Genomic DNA, 24,053 nt, shown 5'->3' on the forward strand with positions numbered 1-24,053 from the left:
TTAAGGATTTTTTTTATGCCTTTTTTTCTCTTTATTTTTAATTAAAAAAAGCCGAGTGAAGAACCGCGGCCGCACGATTCTTCACTCGGCTTTATGTTTAATACTTATGCTTTGCTTACCCCCGCTTCCTCTTTTTTGAAGAAGTTTTTCAGCGCTTGAAATACGTCTGATTTCTGCTTTAAGATGTAATATTTAAATTTATCATCTTTGACGTTTTTATAGGCGGACATGAGGGTGGAATGCCTGTTATATTGATTGACCTCACCGTAGCAGAACAGATTTGATTTTTTCATGATGTCATTGACGAGCTTTACGCATCGGGCGTTATCCGATGTTAAATTATCCCCGTCTGAGAAATGGAACGGATAGATGTTGTAGCGGGCGGGGTCATATTTTTCATCAATTAATTCAAGAGACTTCCGGTAGACGGAGGAGCAGATGGTTCCCCCGCTCTCGCCTTTCGAGAAGAAATCTTCTTCCGACACCACCTTCGCTTCCGTGTGGTGGGCGATAAATTCGATATCTACCGTTTCATACTTTGTCCGTAAAAATCGTGTCATCCAAAAAAAGAAGCTCCTCGCCATATACTTTTCCCATACGCCCATCGAACCGCTTGTATCCATCATGGCTAAAACGACAGCTTTCGATTCCGGCTTCGTCACATCATTCCATGTTTTGTATTTCAGATCTTCCGGATAAATCGGATAAAACGACGGCTTGCCTGACATGGCGTTTCGTTTATAGGCAGACAGCATCGTTCTTTTCTTATCAATATTCCCTGTCAGCCCGGTTTTCCGGATATCATTAAATTCGATATCGGTATGAACGATATTGTCCCTTTCCTTTTGCTGCAGATTCGGCAGTTCTAATTCCTGAAACAGCGCTTCTTCCAGGTCCATCAATGAGACCTCGGCTTCATAATAATCCTCGCCTGCCTGATCGCCGGCTCCCTGGCCTTTTCCGGCCCCCTGCTTTTTATCTGCGCCGTCTCTGGCGACGACATCGCCGATTTCGCTGTCGCCGTCACCTTGGCCGACATGTTTGTTTTTATCATAGTTATAACGGATTTTATATTCATCAAGCGAACGAATCGGGATTTTCACGACATCTTTTCCGTTGGACATAATAATGCTTTCCTCAGTGACAAGATCCGGAAGGTTGTTTTTTATCGCTTCCTGTACTTTCTTTTGGTGGCGCTGCTGGTCGTCAAAGCCTTTGCGATGGAGGGACCAGTCTTCCTCTGAAATCAAAAAATTTCCGCTGTCATTACGGGACATGAATTCCCCTCCTTAACCGTTATGGTCGTTTTACATGTGTATTCCGGCTTGGTCCTGTTTATGAAACAAGTCCGGCGAAAAGATTTATTCTTATCTTATGCCGGACGGACTTTTCAATTGACAAACAATTTTGAAATATAGACAAAAGAACCCGTCCTTTTACGGACGGGCCTTTCATCAATCAAGCATCAGCGGTTGAGCAGGCTTCCGACATACTTCAGCAGTTCATTTGCGCTTGTCGAATTATAGCCGTGTTCATCTATTAACCGCGCCACTACCTCATTAACCTTTTTAAGCTGCTGCTCATCCGGCGTTTTGGTTGAGGTCGTAATTTTCACTACATCTTTTAAGTCTGCAAAAAGCTTTTTCTGAATCGCTTCGCGGAGTCTTTCGTGTGAGTTATAGTCGAAGCGTTTTCCTTTTCTTGCATAAGCGGATATGCGGATTAAAATTTCTTCGCGGAATGCTTTTTTGGCGTTTTCCGAAATACCGATCTGCTCTTCAATGGATCTCATCAGCTTTTCGTCAGGGTTCATTTCTTCTCCCGTCAGCGGATCGCGAAGCTTATTTTTGTTGCAGTACGCTTCTACATTATCTAAATAATTATCCATAAGTGTTTTCGCAGATTCTTCATAGGAATAAACAAACGCCTTCTGCACCTCTTTTTTGGCGATGTCATCGTACTCTTTCCTGGCGGCGGAAATAAAATTCATATACCGCTCTTTGTCCTCAGCGGAAATGGACGGATGCTGATCGAGTCCTTCCTTTAAGGAACGCAGCACGTCAAGCGAATTGATGGATTCCATATTTTTTCTGATAATCGTTGAGGAAATACGGTTGATGACATAACGCGGGTCAATTCCGCTCATTCCTTCATCATGGAATTCCTTCTTCATATCCTCCAGATCAACGGAATTGTAACCTTCAACGCTTTCTCCGTCATAGAGCCTCATTTTTTTAACGAGATCAATATCAGACCGGTTCGGTTCCTTCAGCCTGGTCAAAATAGAAAACATCGCAGCCACTTTTAATGTATGGGGGGCGATGTGTACATCAGAAACATCACTTTCCGAAATCATTTTTTCATAAATCCGTTCTTCTTCGGACACCTTTAAATTATAAGGAACAGGCATCACGATGATTCTGGAGTGAAGGGCTTCATTTTTTTTATTGGCAATAAACGAGCGGTACTCCGTTTCGTTCGTATGCGCAACAATCAATTCGTCGGCTGAGATGAGCGCAAACCGTCCGGCTTTAAAATTCCCTTCCTGCGTGAGTGACAGAAGGTGCCAGAGAAATTTTTCATCGCATTTCAGCATTTCCTGAAACTCCATCATTCCGCGGTTCGCTTTATTTAATTCACCGTCAAACCGATAAGCGCGCGGATCTGATTCCGAGCCGTATTCGGCAATCGTTGAAAAATCAATGCTCCCCGTCAAATCGGCGATATCCTGTGATTTCGGATCAGACGGGCTGAAGGTTCCGATTCCGGTACGCTTATCCTCCGAGAAGAAAATGCGTTCAACCTTTACATCCTCAATTCTGCCGCCGTATTCTTCTTCAAGCCGCATGACATTAAGCGGAGACAGGCTTCCCTCAATTCTGATCCCGTATTCTCTGTAGAAGTCTTCGCGCAGATGATGGGGAATAAGATGGAGAGGATCTTCATGCATCGGGCAGCCTTTGATAGCGTAAACGGCCCCGTTGTCTGTCAACGAGTAGGCTTCAAGCCCTTTTTTCAGCATGGTGACAAGGGTCGATTTCCCGCCGCTGACGGGCCCCATTAATAGTAAGATCCGTTTTCTTACATCGAGCCGCTTGGCAGCCGGGTGAAAGTATTCCTCCACGAGCCGTTCCAGAGATTCTTCAAGGCCGAATAGTTCCCGCGAGAAAAAACTGTATGTCTTTTTCCCGTCATCTTCCTCGATTCCGCTGTCTTTTATCATATTAAAAACGCGAGAATGAGCAGACTGCGCGACCAATGGATTTTCTTTTATGATCTCCAAATAATCAGCGAACGTCCCTTCCCATTTGAGACGCTGCTCTTCCTCTCTGTACTTTTCAATTTTCTTTAATATATCCATAAGAACCTCCTCTATCATGGTTAATGCACTAGAAATAAGGTACTTTGTTACAATCTATGCGGTGACGTGATAATACATGCTTTTCGTTTCTAAAAATAAAGGCGGCTCAAGGGCGGTCATTGACAAGGGTCTGGTGCACCGTTCATAATGAAAGAAATACAGTTTCATCCAGACTCGGACATCAAATGGAAAAGCAAAGAGGAGGAGAAATGATGAAAACGATCATCTTACTGGGGGTCATTCTCACTTTTTTAGTATCCATTTTTACGGCGGGTTACGACAGCAAACCTGAAAACGAATAACGGCAAAAAGGGTGCTCCTTATGAAGAGCACCCTTTCCTGTACAACATAACAATGTTTCATATTTGAAGGTGTTCTTGGACAGTTGATTTTTCATGGGCTTTGCAGCTTGTTTGATACTCGATTTTTCCGATTTTGCAGCCCGGGCCGATTTCCACACGCTTTCCTCTGACGATGTCCGCTTCCGTGTATTCGAGGTAAATCGTATCTCCCTCGATCAATTCAGCCGAAAGCATGCCGGCTTTCCGTTTCAGAAAACCGGGTTTCCGCCTGACTGTGATCGATGTACCGCCGATTTCCTTCACGTTGCTTCGGTCATAACGCAAATGGATATTGACGTCTCCCGCGTTTAACAATCCCGCCACATTGAGACAGCCTGTTACATGAAGCTGCTCTGTCTCGCAATCGCCGCCCACGGTGAGACTTCCTTTAATATGACACTGCTCTCCCGCGGCCCCGCCGGAAATGTCGGCAAGTCCTTTCAGCCTCAGCGTGGTGAAACGCATGGAGCCCCCGATTTTCAGCGTGCCGAGCACATTTGCGGAACGTGCCGATAAATCTCCATCAGTTTCATGTTCCCCGAAAATTTTCAGCCGATTGATCTCGGCATCTCCGAGAAAACGCCCCGTACCGAATATCCGGCAGCGCTCGCTTTGAAGCCCTTCGCCGACAATGCCTTCTCCTTTAATGCTTACATTCTGGTAGGAGCCCCCGGCGGCGTGTCCGGCTCCGTACATTTTTAAATGACTCAATTTTTTTGTTGTTTCCACTGAAGCTCCTCCTATATTTTTACGGCTTTGTTTACTAAAGCTGACGGATCACATGTAAAATCTCCGCTGTATTCCACCGTCTCAATGATACAGCCTGCGCCGATCTGCACAGAATTTCCGCGGACTGTCTTTGCGTGTGTGTCCGCCAATTCAATGATGTCACCTTCGATCAGCTCTGCGGTCAGCACCGGAGCCGGCATCAGCTTAAACCGCGCAAGCACGCTTTTTCTGCTCATCACCTTTAAATGACGGCAGCCGATTTCTTTCACCCGGCTCTCACCCGCCGCCAGCTTCATATTGACGTCATCGGCGTTCAGCAGGCCGCCGATCTTGCATTTGCCTTCCGAACGAAACGTTTCTGTCTCGCAATCCCCTTCAATCCCAACTTTCCCGGATATGAAAATATCATCAGCTTTCACACCGCCGCCGAAAGATGAAAATCCCGCGACGTTCAGCCGCTCTGTTTTGACATCGCCTTTAATGACACCCGTTCCGTTGATTCGGATGGATTCGGCTTCAGCACTGCCGGAAATTTTCCCCGAACCGCTGATCGTCAGCGTTTGCGTTTTGACATTTCCGTCTGTTTTACCGCTGCCGTTAAACAAAAGGCTCGTGCACTCTACGTCACCTGACACCGTGCCGCTTCCGTTGATCTCCACCGTATGAAAACGGCCTCCTTTTGAACTTCCTGAACCGTTAATGACTAATTTATCTGTTACATCCATTGATGGTCCTCCTGCATCCATTTTGTTTTTAATTCTTCTGATGCCGCAGCAAGCGCCACCCGTTCAGCCACTTTGACAGACGGTTCAAACAGAATATGTTCCGCATCTGCGATGAAGCACGTCGTTACGCCGAGTTTTCGGAGCACGACGAGCTCTGTATTCGCTTTCAGCTCGGAAGCCTCATACGTTTTCAGCACTTCTGCCGCCATTTTTCCTTCTTCAAGACTGATATTTCCCGATTGCAAAAGCCTTTCAAGCACATATAAAGACAGCAGCGCCCGGGACGTGAATGTCACGCCGTCTTCACCGTAAACTTGCAGCGCGGCCTTTGAAATCAATCCTTTTTGAAGCAGCTCCGCAGACGATATATCGACATCTGCCATTTGCGGAGACAGCATTTCCCTCATTTCATCCAGAGACAGATTTTCTTTCATTTTCTGTATTTTTGAGATGCGTTTTAAGATTTCCGCTCTCGGAAAAAATGTTTCCTGGCCTGTAAACGTTGATTTTCGGATAAACCATTCCTCAGGAATTAAATTTTTCCGCTTCCAGCGGTACAGCTGTCCGTATGAGATTGATGTTTCTTCAAGCAATTCTTTTTTAGAAATCAGTTGTTCCTCCATAAATCCAGCTCCTTCGATGAACACATTGTAACATAACACTGTTACGTTTGTTAAGCCTATAAATATAACATTGTATGAACCCCGGCTGCATTCAATAAAAAAACCGCCCGAATCCGGGCGGTTTTTTCTCATGTCAAATCTCTGTAATTTTGCTGGCGCAGCGCTTCATATACAAGAATCGCGGCAGTGTTGGACAGGTTTAATGATCTCACATGCTCGGTCATCGGAAGACGCAGGCAGCGGTCCATATTGTTTTCGATCAATTCTTTCGGAAGTCCGCTCGTTTCTCTGCCGAATACGAAGAAAAAGTCTTCCTCCGTATTTGAGTAGTCAAACGATGTATGCGGCTTTTGCCCGAATTTTGTAATGAAGAAAAACTTTCCGTTCGCATATGCCTCAAATAATTCATCCAATGAATCATGATAAACGACGTTGACGAACTCCCAATAATCGAGTCCGGCGCGCTTCAGCATTTTATCATCGGTTGAGAATCCGAGCGGGCGGATCAAATGAAGCGTTGTGTCTGTTGCCGCACAAGTACGTGCGATATTTCCCGTATTGGCCGGGATTTCGGGTTGATATAAAACGACATGTAATGCCACGATGTTCACCTCTGTTTTTTATTCCGCCCACCATTATATCATTAATTACTCTTTTGTCGTATCATCCGTAATATGAAAAAACGCATATCTGATGGAAGGAGTATATGCCGTTGAATCCTCATATGACCAATATCTCATTCTGCTGTCATATGTTTGGGCATTGACGAGCGGCATATTGCTTTTATCTTTTGCGACCACGATCGTCGTATGGTTAAAACGGCCGTCACCTTCAAAATCATAGCAAATCACATCTCCGGGCATAAGCTCCTCGGCGCTTGACACCTGCACCGCGCGAAGCCCGGCCTTGGATTGGGCTAGATACATCTTCATGGAATGCGCGACCGTCCAGCTGTAGCTCCATGAGCTTTCCTTCATCCACCAGCCTGAGCCTCTGTTCGGATGCCCCCGCATCGGCGCTTTTCCGGCATGTAAACATTGGGAAATAAAATTTGTGCAGTTGTCGCCGAAATTTTTATAAGCAGGATTTCGTTTATTCCAAAACTTTTCCGCGTACTGAACGGCAGCCAGACGGTCGTATTGAAATGCCCGCCCGAAATCTTCCCGTTCACTCCGCTCATATTCGATTACGCTGTTTCCGTCAGAAAATCCGGCCGGTTTTTTCTTTATTTCCCGATCTTTAATCAGCAGCTGGTCATAGAGAAAAGCATTCCGTTCCTCAATCTGCTCTTCTAAATAAAGATGCCCGTCCTGCTCCTTGCACAAATATTCGAAATGAATGGTGTACATGACGCATAACGTGCCGTCATCCTCAAGACTGCTTTTGACAATGACGGCTTTCGCTTTCGCTTTAACGATGTCAACTTTCCGTTTTTCAAACAGCTCTTTTTTTCTCGTCAGGACCTCAAGATCGCCGGCCTGCCCATTGTGCCTCATCTCGGTTCCGTTGACTAAATAATGAAGCCGGGCCTCCGCTAAGTCTTCAATAATATACTTCAAGCGCTCCACCCACCATACTGTTTTATAAAGAAAAAACACTTGAACTCACGCCAAGTGCTTTTTCTCTATACATATGTCAGGACCGGCCGGTTTTAGTCTTATCAGAAACCGAAAGCAGCTCCAGCCCCTTTTCTATTTCCTGTATGGCTTCCTCATCCTGCTCCTTGTGAAGCGCTTTTTCTAATTCCTTCGCATATTCCGGATCACCGATTTTTCCGATGGCCCAGGCGGCCGTCCCCCTGATGACGGGGCGCGGGTCTTGGTGCATCAAAGCCGTCAATTCGGGAAGAGAAGAAGCATCTTTGAAATGAGCCAATGCTAAAATAGCATTTCGCTGAATCGGCTTCTTGCCGCGCCATGAACCGGATACATGTCCGAATTTTTCTTTGAATTCCCGGTTGCTTATGGTCAGAAGCGGCTTTAACAGCGGCTTGGCGATTTCCGGATCGGGCTCCATCTGCGGGTGAAGATGAAAATCTTTCCCCTTATTAATCGGGCAGACCGTCTGGCACGTGTCGCAGCCGTACAGGCGGTTTCCGATTTTCGTACGGAATTCATCCGGCAAAAACCCCTTTGTCTGGGTCAGGAATGAAATACAGCGCTGGGCATTAAGCTGCCCGGGATTAACGAGCGCGCCGGTCGGGCACGCGTCTAAACATTTTGTGCACGAACCGCACATATCTTCAATCGGCACATCCGGTTCAAAGGGCAGATTGGTGATCATCTCAGCCAGATAGACGTAAGAACCGTATTCAGGCGTGGTGATCATGCAGTTTTTGGCGCTGAAACCGATTCCCGCCCGTTCCGCCACGGCCCTGTCGGACAATTCTCCCGTATCCACCATTGACTTCGTGCGGATATCCTCATGTTTGCTTTGGAGAAAATTCTCCAGCAGATCAAGCTTTTCGCGCAGCACGTCATGATAATCCTTCCCCCAGGAAGCTCTGCAAAAAATGCCGCGCCGGCCGTCCCTCGTGCTCCTCGGCGCATCTTTCATTTTGGAAGGATAGGCAAGGGCGATGGCGACGATCGATTTGGCTTTCGGCAGAAGCAAAGACGGAGTGACCCGTTTTTCAATATCCGGCTCTTCAAACCCGGATAAATAGCCGAGTGATTCCTGAAGAATCAGCCGGTCCCGCAGACTGTCAAACGTATCAGCCGTCGTAAACCCGATTTTGTCGACTCCGATGCTTTTGGCGTATTCGATTAATTCCTCTTTCAGTTTATGAATATTCATTTTTTGCACAGCCTCCTTTCTTTGTGATCAGGCTCCCGCACGGGTATAATAGAGTTTTACCATCCCGAAATGGAGTGAACACAATTGAACATCAGTTTAGATCCTCTTATTGCTGAACGGGTGCCGGGGATCAAAGCGGCAGCCGTATTATATGAACAGATTGAAGTCGGGCCTGCCCCGCAAATGCTGAAAGGCCGCCTCCGTTTATTTCAAGAATCGCTTTACTTTGATTATGCTGACGGCGGCATAGATGAACAGCCTTTTGTGAAAGAATGGGCACGTATGATGGAACAGCTCAGTCCCGCCTTTTCAGGACAAAAAACGCCGATGGAGCTTATGCTCGGCGATATTTCCCGGGAACGATTCATCGAAAGTGTGAATTCAGCCCATGATACCATACTTTTTTTCTCCTTGAAATATTCATTGCCCATCATGGCGTATGACGCCGCACAGATGGATGAACCGATTTCAATCACAATCGGTGAAAAAGAACACGTACTGGCTTTCTCCGACTCTGGCGGCATTTTCGGCGGCCTCACCGGACAAATCAACACCCGCCCTGTAACAACCGGCACAAAGAACATGCTGCAGCTGATCTTTTTCCCGCCTTCAATTCATGCCGACGCGGCAGATGAGCTGTTAACATCCTTAACCAAAATGTTTGAACAAATTCACGGAGGCACACATACCGTCTCTTGGCTTTCATAAAAAGACACGCCTTCCGTGTCTTTTTTCACATAAAAAAACGCAATACTTCGTTTATCAGAGAAACGAAACACTGCGTTAATAACGTATGTATGGAGCGGGTGATGAGAATCGAACTCACGACATCAGCTTGGAAGGCTGAGGTTTTACCACTAAACTACACCCGCATCAAAATGCTTTTTTGTCAGCACCGATTTGATGTTTCTAATATTACATGCATATTTTTTTTTCGTCAAGGGAATGTTAAAAAATTTGTCGAAAAAAATTCTTTTTTTGTCCACATGTTAAGTTAGGTTTACATTTTGTTAAGAATACCATACAATATAAAAAAGAAGAAAACTTGAGGTACGCCTGATGATGAAAAATAAAGTAAAAGAGCTGAGAGCCAGATTCGGCTATTCTCAGGAAACGCTCGGAAAAGAAGCCGGAGCCACCAGACAGACGATTGCGGCGATTGAAAAAGGAGATTATGTGCCATCACTCTTATTGGCGCTTAATATCTGCCGGGCTTTCTCCCTGCCGATGGAGGAAGTATTCTGGCTGGAGGAAGTATTCTGGCTGGAGGAGGAGAAAAAATGAGTTTAAAAAGAAAAGCGTGTTTTCACCTTGCACTCTACGGATTGGCCTGCTGGACGCTTATTTCCATTATGGAAGCAGTGCCGCGTATCGCTCAGTTTTTCCAGACGGAGGGGAGCGGTTCATTTGAGCTGAACATCACGCCGTTTCTGCTGTTTACCGTTTGTGCCGTATTATATATCTATACTGAAAAGAAAAAACGGAACGGCAAAAAGCACAGGCTTGTGCCCGATGAATTTGAGGAACAGGATGAAAGAGAACGGATGATGACGGCTAAAGCCTGCCGTTCCTCGTATATTGCCGTTTACTTCTCATTGCCGGCCGCAGCCGTACTGCTTTTGTTTTATCCGCTGATTCAGCCGCATCTTCCCTTTTTTCCGATTCTTTTGATTTTCATTCTGATGATGATTCAGCATTTGGCTTATGTTTTCACGTTCCATAAGCACGGCAAAAACTCCGGTTCATGACAGATCCGGAGTTTTTTATGTTACCAGCTCGCTTTTTTCACTCCGGGAACCCGGCCTTTATGGGCCAGCTCCCTGAACGCGATTCTGGACAGTTTAAATTTTCTCATATATCCGCGGGGCCGTCCCGTCACCGTACAGCGGTTATGAAGTCTGGCCGGAGCAGAATCACGCGGCAGTTTGCTCAGCGCTTCCCAGTCTCCTTTTGCCTTTAATTCTCTTCTGATGTCCGCATATTGTTCAACAAGCTTCTGCCGCTTGAGCTCTTTGATCACTTTTGATTTTTTAGCCATTCCAGCACTCCTTTTAAATCGTAATAATTACGTTTTATATCGTATCATCCATATGTTTATAAAGCAAGCTTCCGGCATAAAGAAAACGGGCCCCCGCTAAGCCCGCTTATTCAGCTTTACATAATAGAGTAATACGTCAGAATGGCTGATCAGCATCTTTTTATCTCGTGACATATGGACATGCTTTCCTGAATCTTTCACACTCGCGCCGATCAAAACTGGTTTTCCATAAGTCACTGACTCGGCAGAGGAGATAAACACGGATGATGCTCTGTCATCTCCCTGATTTCGGGTAAAAACAGCGTCTGCAGAGACTTTCCCGCCGTCATCGACGATACCGAAACGAACTTTGTCTTTTTCCTTCTTCCCTTTGTCTTCTCGGTCCGTGTAAAAGATGAATTGCAATTCTTTTGGTTTAGTTGCATCGCCGCTATAATCTGATTCAAGCGGCCCTGCTTTATCCGTCAGTTTTCCGTTTTGATAATGCTCAATATACATCTGTGCGGCCGCCAAGTCTTTTGTGACACCGGTCACTGCTGCCGCTCCGCTTTCTGACGAGGCAATTTCCATTCTGTATTTCTCTGTCTTTGATAAATCAGCTTCTTTTATCTGCATGCCGCTGGAATGTCCGCATGCCGTTAATCCAGCCAGCAGACAGCACGCTGCCGCCCATTTGAATACCTTCAGAAAAAACACCTCTTTTTGATGATTGTATCATTATCAGAAAAAAGAGGCATTTGTTTATTCAGACTGTCGCTTTGTTCCCTCTTGCAAAATGGTCGTTGCCCATTGCTTCGCCCAGTCTGCGCTCAAGCTTTTTCGTCCGCTCGTTTTGAAACGGCAAAAGCGGAAACACGAGTTCAGCCAGATAATAAGCTTCTTCAAGATGCGGGTAGCCTGAAAAGATAAACGACTCAATGCCGAGTGCCCGGTACTCTAAAATTCGATCGGCGACGGTCTGGGGATCACCGACAAGCGCCGTGCCCGCTCCGCCTCTGACCAGCCCGATGCCGGCCCAGAGATTCGGGCTGATCTCAAGCTTCGTCCGGTCGCCGTTATGAAGATCGGCCATCCGTTTTTGTCCTGAAGAATCAGCACGCCGGAGTGCAGCCTGCGCTTTCGCAATCGTCTCTTCGTCTAAATGGCTGATTAATCGTTCTGCCGCTTTCCATGCCTCTTCCTCAGTCTCCCGGACAATCACGTGAAGCCTGATGCCAAAGCGCATTGTCCTTCCTTCTTGGGCAGCCTGTTTTTTGACGGTTTCAATCTTTTCTTTTACCTGTTCCGGCGGCTCCCCCCATGTTAAATACACATCTGTATGTTTCGCCGCAGCCTCAATTCCCGCCTGTGATGAACCGCCGAAATATAATGGCGGATGCGGAGCCTGTTTTGGCGGAAACAGCAAATTGCTGTTTTCCACTTTGACATGATCCCCTTCATATGTCACCGTTTCTCCCCGCATGAGTCCGCGCCATACGGTCAAAAATTCTTCAGTCGCCTTATAGCGCTCATCGTGGCTGATAAACATCCCGTCTCCCGCCAGCTCATAAGGATCTCCGCCCGCTACGACATTTACGAGCAGACGGCCGTCTGACAGCCGATCCATTGTCGATGCCATTCTCGCGGCGACAGATGGCTGCATCAGTCCCGGACGGACCGCCACTAAAAATTTTAAATCTTTCGTTTCACCCACTAAAGCCGCAGCCGTCAGCCATGGGTCTTCACATGATCTCCCCGTCGGCAGCAGAACCCCCGTATACCCGAGTCTGTCTGCCGCCTGTGCCACTTGCTTAAAATAAAGATGATCGGCGGTTCTTCCTCCCGTTTGCGTCCCTAGATACCGTCCGTCTCCGTGCGTCGGAATAAACCATAGAATCTCCATATGAATCTCTCCTTTTTTAAATAGGCTACCCTTCATAACTGTTCCGCCATTTTAATAGTTTCCGTTCGAGCATTCTGACCAATGCATCTGTCAGCTTGCCGACAGCCGCAAAAATGATAATGCCGACAAACACCTTATTTGTCTGTGAAAATTGTCTCGCATCCATAATCATATAGCCGACGCCCGCGCTCGATCCCATCAGTTCCGCCACCACAAGGCCGAGCCACGCAATACCGAGAGAGAGCCGGATGCCGAGCAGGATATTCGGCAGAGACGCCGGAAGAATCAATTTCGCCATCTGCTGATACCAGTTAAATTCCAGCACCCGGGCGACATCAAACAGCTTTGCGTCCACGCTGCGGATTCCGAGAAACGTATTAATGTATACAGGGAAAAAAGCCCCCAATGCGATCAGCAGAATTTTTGATGTCTCATCAAATCCGAACCACAAAATAAACAGCGGGGTCACCGCTAAGTGCGGAACCGTCCTGAGCATTTGCAGAGACGGATCGAGATACGCTTCCGTCCGTTTTGAGAACCCGACCAGCAGCCCGAAAACAAGCCCGAGGCCCGCACCCAGCAGAAATCCGGCGGCCGCCCGATATAAGCTGATCTCTAAATGGCCCCAAAGCTCGCCTGACAGAAGAAGTTCCTGAAAAGTCTGTAAAATGACGACAGGTGACGGGAGCACCGTTGCCGAGACGATGCCCAGACTTGCGATAAACTGCCATACCGCGATAACCGCAGCCGGGAGTACAACCCCTTTCATCCATTGGTATGAATACCGTCGGGACTTTGCCGCAGCTTTCTTTTCTGATTGGCTCAATGTGCCGGGAGCCGTTGATGCTTCTGCTTTCATTATTTGCCGCCCTCCGTTTCAAGCGCCTTTTTGATAAATGAATTGTCGACAACGTCTTTTACATTGATTTTCTTATGAATCGCTTTTGTTTGATATTGAAAATCAGCGGTTTTCTGCTGGGCTTTGACAATATCATCATTAATCGGTTGATTAAGAGGCTCTGTATTGTTGAGCACGTTTCTGACGACTGAGGGATCAAGATTTTTGATTTTCGCATATAAAGAGACAGCTTCCTCTTTGTGTTCCTTTTGCCATGTGACTGCTTTATTGAACACTTTCAGAAAACGGACAACCTCATCCGGGTGCTCCTTGGAAAATCCGGTCCTGACTAACGTAAAACCCGGAGAATATAAATCCGTGCTCTCTCCGTTCGCTAATATTTCCGCCCCGTGCTGCAGCGTTTCAATCGACAAATACGGCTCCCAAATCGACCATGCATCAACTGATTTGTTTTCAAAAGCGGAAACCGCCTCATCAGGCTGAAGCTGAATGATGGTGACGTCATCGGCGGAAAGGCCGGCTTTATCCAAAGCTTTATAAAGAAAATCAAAGCCGCTGCTGCCTTTGGCTACGGCGATTTTTTTCCCTTTCAACTCTTTCAGACTCTTAATTCCGCTGTCCTTGTTTACGAGAATGCCGTTTGCTTTTAACCCGTCTTGGGACAGCCCGATCTCTTTAAAATCAATTCCTGCCGCCTGGCCGGAAATGACCGGTGAATTGCCGACCTGGGAAAAATCAAGCTTATCGGCGGCAAGACCTTCGAATTGCGGGGGACCGCTTTGGAATTCGACCCATTTTACCTTTATTCCGTCTTTTTTGAAGGCTTCTTCAAACCAGCCTTTTTCCTTGGCAATGAGAAGCGGGCTTAAACTCTGCTGGATGCCGATCCGGATTTCTTTCACCGTTTTCCCGCTCCCGCCTGCTCCGTCGGCACTGCATCCGGCTAACATCATGACTGCTGCGACTAAAAGAATGATGGTTTTTTTCACTTTGCTTCGTCCTTTCTATATCCCTGATCCATCCGCAAACCGGAGATCTTCCGTTTTCTCAAATTCAGCAAGCACCTTCTGCCGGACGGCCTGAAAATCAGCTGACGTCCGATTGCGCGGATGCGGAAGCTGAATCGGCACCAGACTGTGCAGCCGGCCGGGCTTTGCCCTGAGAATTGCCAGCTTATCGCCTAAATAGACAGATTCGTCAATATCATGCGTAACCAGAATCATCGTCGTTTTTTTCTCGCGCCATATATCAAGCAGCACATCCTGCAAGTGTTTTCTCGTAAAAGCGTCAAGCGCTCCGAACGGTTCATCCAAAAGCAGCACCTCGGGCTCACGCAACAGGGCTCTGGCGATGGCGACCCGCTGCGACATGCCGCCAGATAATTCGCGCGGATAAGCGTCTTCCGCTCCCTGCAGCCTGACAACCTCAATCAGATCTTCCACTTTTTGACGAACGGCCGGGTCGTTTATATTGAGATCGGCAGCGATGTTTTGTTTCACCGTCAGCCAGGGAAACAGCCGGTGCTCCTGAAAGATAAATCCCTGCCGGATGCCCGGTCCCGACACATTGCGGCCGTTTATTTCGACAGAGCCTTTATAATCGGTATCAAGCCCGGCAATCAATTTTAAAAGCGTGCTTTTTCCGCAGCCGCTCGGCCCGATGACAGTCAAAAATTCTCCTGATGCAATTGACAGTTCAATATCATTCAGCACCGGTGTTTTCCGTCCTTCATGCTCAAACGCTTTTTCTTGTATGCTGATGGTTACAGCCATCTGTCTTTTCCCCTCTCTTCCTGCCGCATGCGATCGAAAAACAAAAAGGCCCCCATCTCCGTTGCTTGTAGAGATGAGAGCCTTCGGCGGTCCGATCAGCTGCCCGTTTGTTTTTAAATTTGAATATCATGTTAATTCAAATTATTCCAACTTGTCAACTGTTTTTTGTAAGAATTAAAAATGCGCCCGCCGGCATAAACCTGCCAAAGAGCGCATCAGCTGTATCACGTATTTATTTCCTTTTGCGGCTGGTCGATTTTCAGCAATGTCCGCGCATTGTTTCCGAAAATCTTCTCTATGTCTTCTTCCCGCATGTTGATTTCCCGGCAGGTCCGGACTTGCTCCTGAAGATATCGGTATACGTATCCTCTCGGAAATCCGTTTGAATCCGTCCCAAAGATGATTCGTTCAGCACCGATTAATTCGGATGTCTTCCGAAACAGAATTTCCAAATCAAGCGGGTACGGCATCCACCTCATCCACTGGTTTGATCCGGACGTGTCAATATACACATTCGGGCAGCTCCAGCACAGCTGCAGCAGTTCCTGATAATATCCGGCGCCGAAATGCGGGATGATGAATGGTATATCAGCATACTCTCTCGCCACGCGATAGATGGAGAGCGGATTGATGTTGCGGTGGCTGACAATGCCTCCCGCTCTCCCTAAAAGCCCGAAGTGGATTAATACAGGGAGCCTTTTGTCAGCTAAATACGTCCAAAGCTTTTTCAGCGACGGATCATGAAACTCGATGTCTGTCAGCGGCCCGAATAGTTTATACCCTTTCAGACCGAGCTCTTCTACGGCTCTTTTCAGCTCTTCATACGCATCCTCCCGCTCCAAAGGATGATATGCAAATCCGGTAAACTTCGCAGGATTGGCTTGAATAAAAGCCGCCATCCGGTCATTGCTCTCCGCTGTTAAAAAATTCAGTACGCCGATGCCGTATTTATCTAACTCATTCTCCCATTTTGTCATCAAAGGGATTTCCCCGTCATCACCCTCATGCGGATCAGGAAAATCCCAAGTCAGATTCATTCTTTCTGACCGCTCCCGATTATAATCGGAAAATGTCTTATCATGTTTGCCGAAATAAAGGCTGTACGGCAGATGACCGTGAATATCAACAGGTTTAAAATGCTGCCGGAAAAGCATACAATCGCCGCCTCCCTTACCGCCGACAATGAAAAAAGGCCCTTATCCCATGAAGAATAAGAGCCTCTTGTGTTCAAGTCAGCGGTTTCTATTTTTTCTCATCTTAAACCCATTATTCCCGTCAGTCAAGTAAGCTTTCAAACCCAACTTTTCTTTCCGATAATAAAAATAATTATTTTATAATCATTATAAAATAATATTGACTTTTTACTGATAGGTGATATTATGTTTTTATAAATCTAAAGAGGTGATCACATGAGTTCAAATAAATTGACAACCAGCTGGGGCGCTCCTGTCGGAGATAACCAAAACTCAATGACGGCCGGCGATCGCGGCCCTGCTTTAATACAAGACGTCCATCTGCTTGAGAAATTGGCGCACTTTAACAGAGAACGCGTTCCCGAGCGTGTCGTTCACGCAAAAGGCGCGGGCGCACACGGTTATTTTGAAGTCACAAATGACGTTACAAAATATACGAAAGCCGCATTTCTGTCAGAAGTCGGTAAACGCACACCGCTCTTTGTCCGTTTCTCAACCGTTGCAGGCGAACTGGGCTCTAGTGACACAGTGCGCGACCCGCGCGGATTTGCCGTTAAGTTTTATACAGAAGACGGAAACTACGACATCGTCGGAAACAATACACCCGTGTTTTTCATCCGCGATGCCATTAAGTTCCCTGACTTTATCCATACACAAAAAAGAGATCCGAGAACACATCTGAAAAACCCGACGGCCGTTTGGGATTTCTGGTCTCTTTCACCGGAATCACTGCACCAGGTAACCATTCTGATGTCAGACCGGGGCATTCCGGCAACCCTTCGCCATATGCACGGATTCGGAAGCCATACATTTAAATGGACAAATGATAAAGGCGAAGGTGTCTGGATTAAATATCACTTTAAAACAGAACAAGGCGTAAAAAACCTTGATGTCAATACAGCCGCAAAACTCGCGGGCGAAAATCCTGATTACCATACGGAAGATTTATTCAACGCGATTGAAAACGGCGATTTCCCCGCATGGAAATTATATGTTCAAATCATGCCGTTAGAAGACGCAAACACATACCGCTTTGATCCGTTTGACGTCACAAAAGTATGGTCTCAAAAAGACTATCCGCTTATTGAAGTCGGCCGCATGGTTCTGGACCGCAATCCGGAAAATTACTTTGCGGAAGTAGAACAGGCGACGTTCTCTCCCGGAACATTAGTCCCTGGCGTCGACGTCTCACCTGACAAAATGCTTCAAGGCCGGTTGTTCGCATACCATGACGCCCATCGCTACCGTGTCGGCGCGAACCATCAGGCGCTGCCGATCAACCGTTCCCGCAATGAAGTGAAAAACTATCAGCGTGACGGACAAATGCGTTTTGATGATAACGGCGGCCGCTCTGTCTATTACGAGCCTAACAGCTTCGGAGGCCCGAAAGAGTCACCTGAAGATAAACAGGCGGCATATCCTGTATCAGGTTTCGCTGACAGTGTAAGCTATAATCATCATGATCATTACACACAAGCCGGCGATCTGTACCGCCTGATGAGCGAAGAAGAGCGCGCACGCCTTGTCGCCAATATCGTCGGTGCGATGAAACCTGTGGAAAAAGAAGAAATTAAGCTGCGCCAGATCGGCCACTTCTACAAAGCTGACCCTGAATACGGCAGACGCGTTGCCGAAGGACTCGGACTGCCGTTACCAAAATAACATCAAAAAACCTGCCGGTCTGTCCGGCAGGTTTTTCCTGTGTATTATCAATAAAGCTTTCTTTTTCTCAATTATACAAAATGGCATGCTGCAAAATGCTGAGGCCCCTTCTCCGACAGCGGCGGACTTTTCTCAGCACATATCTTCTCGGCTGCCGGACATCTCGTTCGGAATTTACAGCCTGAGGGCGGATCAGAGGGACTTGGAATATCACCCTTTAACATCACCCGCTCCCTTTTCGCTCGGGGATCAGGAACAGGCACGGCTGATAACAGCGCTTTTGTATAAGGATGAAGCGGCCGTGAAAAAAGCTCCTCCTTTGACGCGTATTCGACAATCGTCCCTAAATACATAATCGCGACCTTTGTACATAAGTGCTCCACCACGCTTAAATCATGAGAAATGAACAAATATGACAGCCCGTGCCGTTGCTGAAGGCTGCTGAACAAATTGATCATCTGCGCCTGAATGGAGACATCCAATGCCGCCACGGGTTCATCCATAATGATAAATTGCGGCTTAAGCGCCATCGCTCTTGCAATCACGATCCGCTGCCGCTGCCCTCCGGAAAATTCATGCGGATAACGGTCGATAAAGTTTGCGGAAAGACCGCAGGCTTCAAGGACCTCCGCCGCTTTATCACGCGCATTCCGCTTCACCGCCAATTGGTGCTCGATCATCGCTTCACCGATGGCTTCTCCGATCCGTCGTCTGGGATTTAAAGAGCTGAACGGATCTTGAAAGATGAGCTGCGCTTCCGATCTGAATGTTTTCAGCTCACGCCGGTTCATCCGGAACACATCTCGCCCCTGAAAAAATACCTCTCCCTCTGTTTTTTCATGAAGTCTTAAAATGGTTTTTCCGATTGATGACTTGCCGCTGCCCGATTCACCCGCTAAACCGAACACTTCTCCCTTTCCTATCGTAAAACTGACGCCATCCACCGCTTTTACGGGATTGTTGCGGGCCTTTCTCATCCCCCCCTGCCCCTCATAATATTTTTTCAGCCCTTTGACCTCCAGCAACACATCACTCATCTGCTTTCTCCTCTCCGTAAAGCCAGCACGCCGCCTGATGCCCTTTCCCGAATTCAGTAAAATGCGGGCTCGATCTCCGGCATATCTCCGTGCTGTGTTCACACCGCTCCGCAAAATAACAAGACGATCCGGACAGATCTGCAAGCGCGGGAACCTGCCCCGGGATGGTATACAGCGTCTCTCTCCTTTGACCGATAACCGGTTTTGCCGCGAGCAGCCCTTTCGTATACGGATGCTTCGGATCGGAAAACAGCTCTGCAACCGGTCCTTCCTCCACAATTTTTCCCGCATACATGACAATCACATAATCAGCCATTTCGGCAACCACGCCAAGGTCATGGGTAATGAATAAAATAGACGTGTGAAACTGCTTTTTCACATCCCGCAATAAATCCAATATCTGCGCCTGAATCGTTACGTCAAGTGCCGTCGTCGGCTCATCGGCAATGATCAGTTTCGGATCGCAGCTGAGCGCGACAGCCGTCATAACGCGCTGCAGCATGCCGCCGCTCAGCTCATGGGGATATCGGTGCATCATCTGCCCGGCATGGGGGATCTCCACTAACGTGAGAAGTTCAACCGCCTTCCTCCATGCCTCTTTCTTACTCAGCAATAAATGCTCGCGAATCGGTTCCGTCAGCTGCTCACCGATTGTAAACACCGGATTCAAAGAGGTCATCGGCTCCTGAAAAATCATCCCGATTTCGCAGCCGCGGATTTTCTGCATTTCTTTTTGTTTCAGTTTCAACAGGTTCCTTCCTGAAAAATGCACCGCTCCCCGTTCGATTCTTCCCGCCTCGGGAATGAGCTGCATAATGGACAATGACGCCATGCTTTTCCCGCAGCCGGATTCCCCTACAATGCAAACCGTTTCCTCCTCATGAATTGTAAAGCTGACATCGTCCACGGCCTTTACCGCACCTTCCTCCGTATAAAAAACCGTTTCCAAGTGCCTCACTTCTAAAAGCGGTTTTTTCATTTCACTTTCACCTGCCGTTTTACCTTAGGATCAAAAGCGTCTCTTAAACCGTCTCCAAGCAGATGAATCGCCACAACGGTCAGAAAAATGGCCGTACCCGGCGGTATCCACAGCCACGGGCGGAGTGTGAAATCCATATAATGATTCGCCGCTTCCATCATGTTTCCCCAAGAAGGAGTCGGCGGAGCAACCCCGAGTCCGAGAAAACTCAGCGCCGATTCACTCAGCATCGCCCCCGCCACATGCAAAGTCGCCGCTACCATGAGTAACGGCAATGTATTGGGAAGCAAATGATAGAGGATTTTCCGTTTATCACTGAGCCCCAAAACTTCCGCAGCCATCATAAACGGCTGCTCCTTCAGCGACAAAATCTGTCCGCGTACAAGCCGCGCCAAACCGGGCCATCCGATCAGGCTTAACATCATCATAATCAGGTACATCCTGTATTCAGAAGGCACTTTCCACTCCGACATCACCGCAGCCAAAATCAAAAGCAGCGGCAGACCCGGGATAGACATGAGCATATCAGCGATGCGCATAATGATCATATCAGCGGCGCCCCGATAAAATCCCGCCGCAGCCCCAAGCAGTGAACCGATGACAAGTGACAGCACCATCGAAGCAAGCCCCACAGTCAGAGAAATCTGCCCCGCCAGCATCAGCCTCGTCAGCACATCTCTCCCGTACTGGTCGGTGCCAAGCCAATGATGAACCCCCGGATGCTGATTGGCATTTGAAATATCCGTCCGATCCGTTATGTACGGAGAAAAAGACGGCCCGATAAAACACAATACAAACATAAAACATAAGAATAGAAGACTGATGACCGTCAGCTTATGATGCAGCAGGCGGCGGTACGTCTGCTTCCAAAGAGAAGGCGGCGCCCCTTTTTGTTTTTTCACCCAAAACACTCCCTATTTCAGCCTGACTCGCGGATCAACCGCGGCATAAGCGATATCCGCCAAGAAATTCCCCACAATCGTTAAACAAGACAAAAACAAGGTAAACGCCATCAAAACCGGATAGTCCCGATAATGCACAGATTCCAGCTGAATACGGCCGACACCCGGCCATCCGAAAATCTGTTCAATAATAATAGCCCCGGAAAACAGACCCGGCAGTTCAAAAGCAAGCAGGGTGATCGCCGGAAGGAGCGCATTTTTCAGCGCATGTTTCCAAATGACGGTGCGCTCTTTCAACCCCTTCGCTCTCGCCGTTCTGATATAATCCTGCCTGATCACATCAAGCATCCCGGAGCGGAAATATCTTGTCAGTGAGCCGATGCCGAGCATAGATAAAATCACAACCGGAAGAATCATATGTCTGGCGGCTTCAAGCACGTACGAAAAACCAGAACTCGTGCTTCCGGTATCCACCATCCCTCCGACGGGCAATATTTTTAAATCCACTCCAAACCATTTAATAAACAGCAGGCTGATAAAAAAAGACGGGAACGCCATGGAAGCAAACACAAAAAATGTTACGATCCCGTCAAACCACGAGTATTTCCTGACAGCGGATATGACACCCGTTATCATCGCGGCAGACCATGTGACAAGCAAAGCCAAAAACGCGACAAAAAACGAATTCCAGACATATTTCTGAAGCAGTGACAGGACGTTTTCCTGATACTTCAAAGAGAATCCCAAATCTCCGCTGAGCACATTGCCGAGCCACGTCACATAACGCTGCCAAATCGGCTGATCCAGGCCGTAAAGCGCTTTTAGCTCCTTTGCCCTTTCCGGGGTCAGGTTGACATTGGAATCAATATAATCGCCCGGCAGTATCGCGAATAAGAAAAAAATAATAAAGGACGTACCGAATAAGATCACAAGCATTTGAATGAACCGTTCTGCGGCATACCGTTTCACAAAAAGCCTCTCCCTTCCGCTGAAAGGGCAAAATACCCCGGACAGCGGGTATTTTGCGCCATTGTTCTACTGAATTGACACGTTTGAGAGACTCGAACTGATTCCCGAATAATTGTCAGGCTCAAGCCCTTTTATTTTTCCGCTGACCGCCCTTGCGCTCTGACGGTAATGAATCAGAATGTAAGGCGGGTTTTCCCCGAGCTCCCGGTACAGCTGGTGATAAATCTCTTTTCTTTTGCTGATATCAAGCGTGCCGGCTCCTTTCTCGATCAGCCGGTCCGCTTTCGGATTGGAATACCCCGTCACATTATTGGGATGGCCGGAAGCCAGCTTTTCCACCGTGTCATTCGGATCAAGAATCTGCGAGGTGGAAACGGCGGCAAGATCGTACTGTTTTTCATTTATTTTCGCTACCTCTGTATTAAAATCCATCACTTCCGGTTTTAATGAGATTCCGATGTCCGCGTAATTTTCTTTCGCGATCGGGATGAAATCATCGTCCGCTTTAGAAGTGTAATAGCTGATTTCAAGCTTTTTGCCGTTTTTTTCACGCACGCCGTCTTTCCCCGTTTTCCAGCCTGCTTCATCAAGAAGCTTCTTGGCTTTTTCCGGATTAAACGTGTACGGATTGACTCCTTTGTCATCATAAGCCCACGAAACCGGAGACACCGGCACATTTGCGACTTCTCCGTAGTGTTTAAAGCGGACATCGACGATTTTCTGACGGTCCAGCCCGTAAATAAGCGCTTGGGACACTTTCTTATCTTGAAAAGGCGGACGCTTGTGATTCACGTACACAAGCCCGTAATCATTCACGACCGAGACGCTTATATTCGCAAAACCGAGGCTTTTTAAATGCTCAACCGTATCATCATCAGGAGAAAATGAAGCGTAATCAAGATCACCCGTTTCAAACAGCTGAAGAGAAGTTGACGGATCAATAATTTTATAAATCAGCTTTTCTGTTTTCGGTTTTCCGGAATAATAGTGTTTATTAGCCTGATAGCGTATTTCCTGTCCCGGGAGGTATTCTGTAAATCGATAAGGCCCTGCTCCGAGCGGTTTGGCATAAAGCTCTTTTAAATAGTCCAGTTTGCCGAACCGATAATTCTTTCCGTAGTAAGCTTCCGACAGCACCTGCCCGCCTAAAAGAAGCAGCGACTTCGCACTGACTTTCTCAGTGGTGATTTTAATGGTTCTGTCATCAAGGACGCGAATGCCCTCTATCGTCTTTGCTTTTCCTTCTTTATAAGCCTTGCCGCCTTTAATATAGGCCGTGGTGATATCTTCATAGCCTGCGTAAGCGGGGTCATGCAGCAGTGTTAAAGTGAATGCGGCATCCTTTGCGGTGAGCGGCGAACCGTCACTGAAAACGAGATTTTTTCTTAAGCGGAACGTGTAGGTAAGCTGATCTTTGGAAACAGTCCAGCTTTCAGCTAGAGCCGGTGCGGGCTTACCCGTTTTATCCAGCTTGACTAACGGTTCAAAAATAGGATCTGTCGCATTTCCATCCCAGCCGTTTTCATAAAAGTACGGCAGAAACACTCCCCCCGGCGCGGAAATCCCCGCAACAAAAGTGTCCGTTCTGGCTTTCGATTTAACGGGAAGCGCCTCCGGATGAGAAGCTTTAAATTTCTTTGTTTTGACATGGGCGATACGTGTTTCCTGTTTTTTATCCGCCGCAGAAGACGGTTCTTCTCCGGCACTCCCTAACGCGCACCCTGATAACATGAACGATACCGACAGCGCGAGTATGATGCCCGTTGTTTTCATCCTCAAAGTGTTCCCCTTCATTTTGATCGAACCCCCGCATGCTTTTCATCTATCTTTATATAAATCTGCTCCATCTGTTCCTCACTTCTCATAATCTCCCATTTGTTTTTCTCCACAAGCAGTTCGAAATTCAATGTGTGTTTTCTGTACTTTTTTCGCTTTTTACTTTTTTTGCGCACATGTGATGCCTTTTTTAACGCCACTTTTCATCCCTCCGCTTTTCATCCAATGGCTTTCACGCAAAAAAAGGCCCTTATCTGTTTACAAGATAAGAGCCTTCGGTGATCCGATCAGCCAACGTTTGGAAATATGTACTGACTATGTTAATTCATACAATCCCTACCTGTCAACTATAATTTAAAATATCGTTTCATTCCGGGGGTTTTCCTCATACACTCTCTTATTTTTCCGC

At 47.3% G+C, this 24,053-nt stretch carries 25 protein-coding genes and 1 tRNA gene; 4 read left to right on the forward strand and 22 right to left on the reverse strand.

What is annotated here, in order from left to right; translation table 11 throughout:
- Positions 1–104 precede the first annotated feature (104 nt).
- The 8 genes from yhbH to queG form a co-directional block, all read right to left on the reverse strand.
- Positions 105–1,277, reverse strand: coding sequence for a sporulation protein YhbH (gene yhbH / locus Y79_RS0115020; RefSeq protein WP_016938433.1), 1,173 nt, complete (start codon positions 1,275–1,277; stop codon positions 105–107).
- Positions 1,278–1,465: 188 nt separating this feature from the next.
- A complete protein-coding gene (gene prkA / locus Y79_RS0115025; RefSeq protein ID WP_016938434.1) occupies positions 1,466–3,361 on the reverse strand; it encodes a serine/threonine protein kinase PrkA in 1,896 nt (631 codons plus the stop codon).
- 359 nt (positions 3,362–3,720) lie between these two features.
- Positions 3,721–4,431, reverse strand: coding sequence for a hypothetical protein (locus tag Y79_RS0115035; RefSeq protein ID WP_016938436.1), 711 nt, complete (start codon positions 4,429–4,431; stop codon positions 3,721–3,723).
- A gap of 11 nt (positions 4,432–4,442) precedes the next feature.
- Positions 4,443–5,156 (reverse strand): polymer-forming cytoskeletal protein, encoded by a 714-nt coding sequence (locus tag Y79_RS0115040; RefSeq protein WP_016938437.1) that lies wholly within the window; start codon positions 5,154–5,156, stop codon positions 4,443–4,445.
- The gene (locus Y79_RS0115045) at positions 5,147–5,779 is read right to left on the reverse strand and encodes a YhbD family protein (protein WP_029575339.1); all 633 of its coding nucleotides are present in this window, start codon (positions 5,777–5,779) and stop codon (positions 5,147–5,149) included. Before Y79_RS0115045 ends, Y79_RS0115040 begins: the two co-directional genes overlap by 10 nt.
- 128 nt (positions 5,780–5,907) lie before the next feature.
- Complete coding sequence (gene trmL, locus Y79_RS0115050) at positions 5,908–6,390, reverse strand: tRNA (uridine(34)/cytosine(34)/5-carboxymethylaminomethyluridine(34)-2'-O)-methyltransferase TrmL (protein WP_095241028.1); 483 nt, start codon at positions 6,388–6,390, stop codon at positions 5,908–5,910.
- A 36-nt stretch (positions 6,391–6,426) separates the two neighbouring features.
- Positions 6,427–7,338 carry an amidase domain-containing protein gene (locus tag Y79_RS0115055; protein WP_029575340.1) on the reverse strand — a complete coding sequence of 304 codons (912 nt, stop codon included), beginning with the start codon at positions 7,336–7,338 and terminating at the stop codon, positions 6,427–6,429.
- Positions 7,339–7,414: 76 nt separating this feature from the next.
- The gene (gene queG, locus Y79_RS0115060) at positions 7,415–8,575 is read right to left on the reverse strand and encodes a tRNA epoxyqueuosine(34) reductase QueG (RefSeq protein ID WP_016938440.1); all 1,161 of its coding nucleotides are present in this window, start codon (positions 8,573–8,575) and stop codon (positions 7,415–7,417) included.
- Between the two features lie 84 nt (positions 8,576–8,659).
- On the opposite strand from queG, the gene Y79_RS0115065 reads away from it, so the two are divergent.
- Positions 8,660–9,283, forward strand: a complete 624-nt coding sequence (locus Y79_RS0115065) for a hypothetical protein (RefSeq protein ID WP_016938441.1) — start codon at positions 8,660–8,662, stop codon at positions 9,281–9,283.
- A gap of 90 nt (positions 9,284–9,373) precedes the next feature.
- Here Y79_RS0115065 and Y79_RS0115070 read toward each other — a convergent pair.
- Positions 9,374–9,447, reverse strand: a tRNA-Gly gene (locus Y79_RS0115070).
- 190 nt (positions 9,448–9,637) lie between these two features.
- Between Y79_RS0115070 and Y79_RS0115075 the strand changes: the two genes are divergently transcribed.
- Positions 9,638–9,859: a helix-turn-helix transcriptional regulator gene (locus Y79_RS0115075; protein ID WP_032864857.1), complete on the forward strand. Its 222-nt coding sequence runs from the start codon at positions 9,638–9,640 to the stop codon at positions 9,857–9,859.
- Positions 9,856–10,323 carry a hypothetical protein gene (locus Y79_RS0115080; RefSeq protein WP_016938443.1) on the forward strand — a complete coding sequence of 156 codons (468 nt, stop codon included), beginning with the start codon at positions 9,856–9,858 and terminating at the stop codon, positions 10,321–10,323. Before Y79_RS0115075 ends, Y79_RS0115080 begins: the two co-directional genes overlap by 4 nt.
- Positions 10,324–10,343: 20 nt before the next feature.
- Here the strand turns inward: Y79_RS0115080 and rpsN are convergent, their stop codons facing one another.
- From rpsN to Y79_RS0115115, 7 genes are all read right to left on the reverse strand, one after another.
- Positions 10,344–10,613 carry a 30S ribosomal protein S14 gene (gene rpsN, locus Y79_RS0115085; protein ID WP_014417259.1) on the reverse strand — a complete coding sequence of 90 codons (270 nt, stop codon included), beginning with the start codon at positions 10,611–10,613 and terminating at the stop codon, positions 10,344–10,346.
- A gap of 96 nt (positions 10,614–10,709) precedes the next feature.
- Complete coding sequence (locus tag Y79_RS1000000121760; RefSeq protein ID WP_016938444.1) at positions 10,710–11,309, reverse strand: hypothetical protein; 600 nt, start codon at positions 11,307–11,309, stop codon at positions 10,710–10,712.
- 49 nt (positions 11,310–11,358) lie between these two features.
- Positions 11,359–12,495, reverse strand: a complete 1,137-nt coding sequence (ssuD, locus tag Y79_RS0115095; RefSeq protein ID WP_016938445.1) for an FMNH2-dependent alkanesulfonate monooxygenase — start codon at positions 12,493–12,495, stop codon at positions 11,359–11,361.
- Between the two features lie 25 nt (positions 12,496–12,520).
- Positions 12,521–13,357 carry an ABC transporter permease gene (locus Y79_RS0115100; protein WP_155816754.1) on the reverse strand — a complete coding sequence of 279 codons (837 nt, stop codon included), beginning with the start codon at positions 13,355–13,357 and terminating at the stop codon, positions 12,521–12,523.
- Complete coding sequence (locus tag Y79_RS0115105) at positions 13,354–14,343, reverse strand: aliphatic sulfonate ABC transporter substrate-binding protein (RefSeq protein ID WP_016938447.1); 990 nt, start codon at positions 14,341–14,343, stop codon at positions 13,354–13,356. Before Y79_RS0115105 ends, Y79_RS0115100 begins: the two co-directional genes overlap by 4 nt.
- Positions 14,344–14,358: 15 nt before the next feature.
- Positions 14,359–15,126, reverse strand: a complete 768-nt coding sequence (locus tag Y79_RS0115110; protein WP_016938448.1) for an ABC transporter ATP-binding protein — start codon at positions 15,124–15,126, stop codon at positions 14,359–14,361.
- 224 nt (positions 15,127–15,350) lie between these two features.
- Positions 15,351–16,280: an amidohydrolase family protein gene (locus Y79_RS0115115; RefSeq protein ID WP_016938449.1), complete on the reverse strand. Its 930-nt coding sequence runs from the start codon at positions 16,278–16,280 to the stop codon at positions 15,351–15,353.
- Positions 16,281–16,535: 255 nt separating this feature from the next.
- Between Y79_RS0115115 and katA the strand changes: the two genes are divergently transcribed.
- Positions 16,536–17,981 carry a catalase KatA gene (katA, locus tag Y79_RS0115120; protein WP_016938450.1) on the forward strand — a complete coding sequence of 482 codons (1,446 nt, stop codon included), beginning with the start codon at positions 16,536–16,538 and terminating at the stop codon, positions 17,979–17,981.
- Positions 17,982–18,052: 71 nt separating this feature from the next.
- Here katA and Y79_RS0115125 read toward each other — a convergent pair whose 3' ends face one another.
- From Y79_RS0115125 to Y79_RS0115150, 6 genes are all read right to left on the reverse strand, one after another.
- Positions 18,053–19,018 carry an ABC transporter ATP-binding protein gene (locus Y79_RS0115125; protein ID WP_016938451.1) on the reverse strand — a complete coding sequence of 322 codons (966 nt, stop codon included), beginning with the start codon at positions 19,016–19,018 and terminating at the stop codon, positions 18,053–18,055.
- Positions 19,011–19,997: an ABC transporter ATP-binding protein gene (locus Y79_RS0115130; RefSeq protein ID WP_016938452.1), complete on the reverse strand. Its 987-nt coding sequence runs from the start codon at positions 19,995–19,997 to the stop codon at positions 19,011–19,013. The genes Y79_RS0115125 and Y79_RS0115130 overlap by 8 nt, the downstream gene beginning before the upstream one ends.
- A complete protein-coding gene (gene opp4C / locus Y79_RS0115135; protein ID WP_016938453.1) occupies positions 19,994–20,899 on the reverse strand; it encodes an oligopeptide ABC transporter permease in 906 nt (301 codons plus the stop codon). The genes Y79_RS0115130 and opp4C overlap by 4 nt, the downstream gene beginning before the upstream one ends.
- A gap of 12 nt (positions 20,900–20,911) precedes the next feature.
- Positions 20,912–21,868 (reverse strand): ABC transporter permease, encoded by a 957-nt coding sequence (locus tag Y79_RS0115140; RefSeq protein WP_016938454.1) that lies wholly within the window; start codon positions 21,866–21,868, stop codon positions 20,912–20,914.
- 66 nt (positions 21,869–21,934) lie between these two features.
- Complete coding sequence (locus Y79_RS0115145) at positions 21,935–23,662, reverse strand: ABC transporter substrate-binding protein (RefSeq protein WP_016938455.1); 1,728 nt, start codon at positions 23,660–23,662, stop codon at positions 21,935–21,937.
- On the reverse strand, positions 23,659–23,844 hold the full coding sequence (locus Y79_RS0115150; RefSeq protein WP_016938456.1) for an FbpB family small basic protein: 186 nt from the start codon (positions 23,842–23,844) through the stop codon (positions 23,659–23,661). The genes Y79_RS0115145 and Y79_RS0115150 overlap by 4 nt, the downstream gene beginning before the upstream one ends.
- Positions 23,845–24,053 lie beyond the last annotated feature (209 nt).

It is taken from the genome of Bacillus siamensis KCTC 13613 (assembly GCF_000262045.1).
GTDB lineage: Bacteria > Bacillota > Bacilli > Bacillales > Bacillaceae > Bacillus > Bacillus siamensis.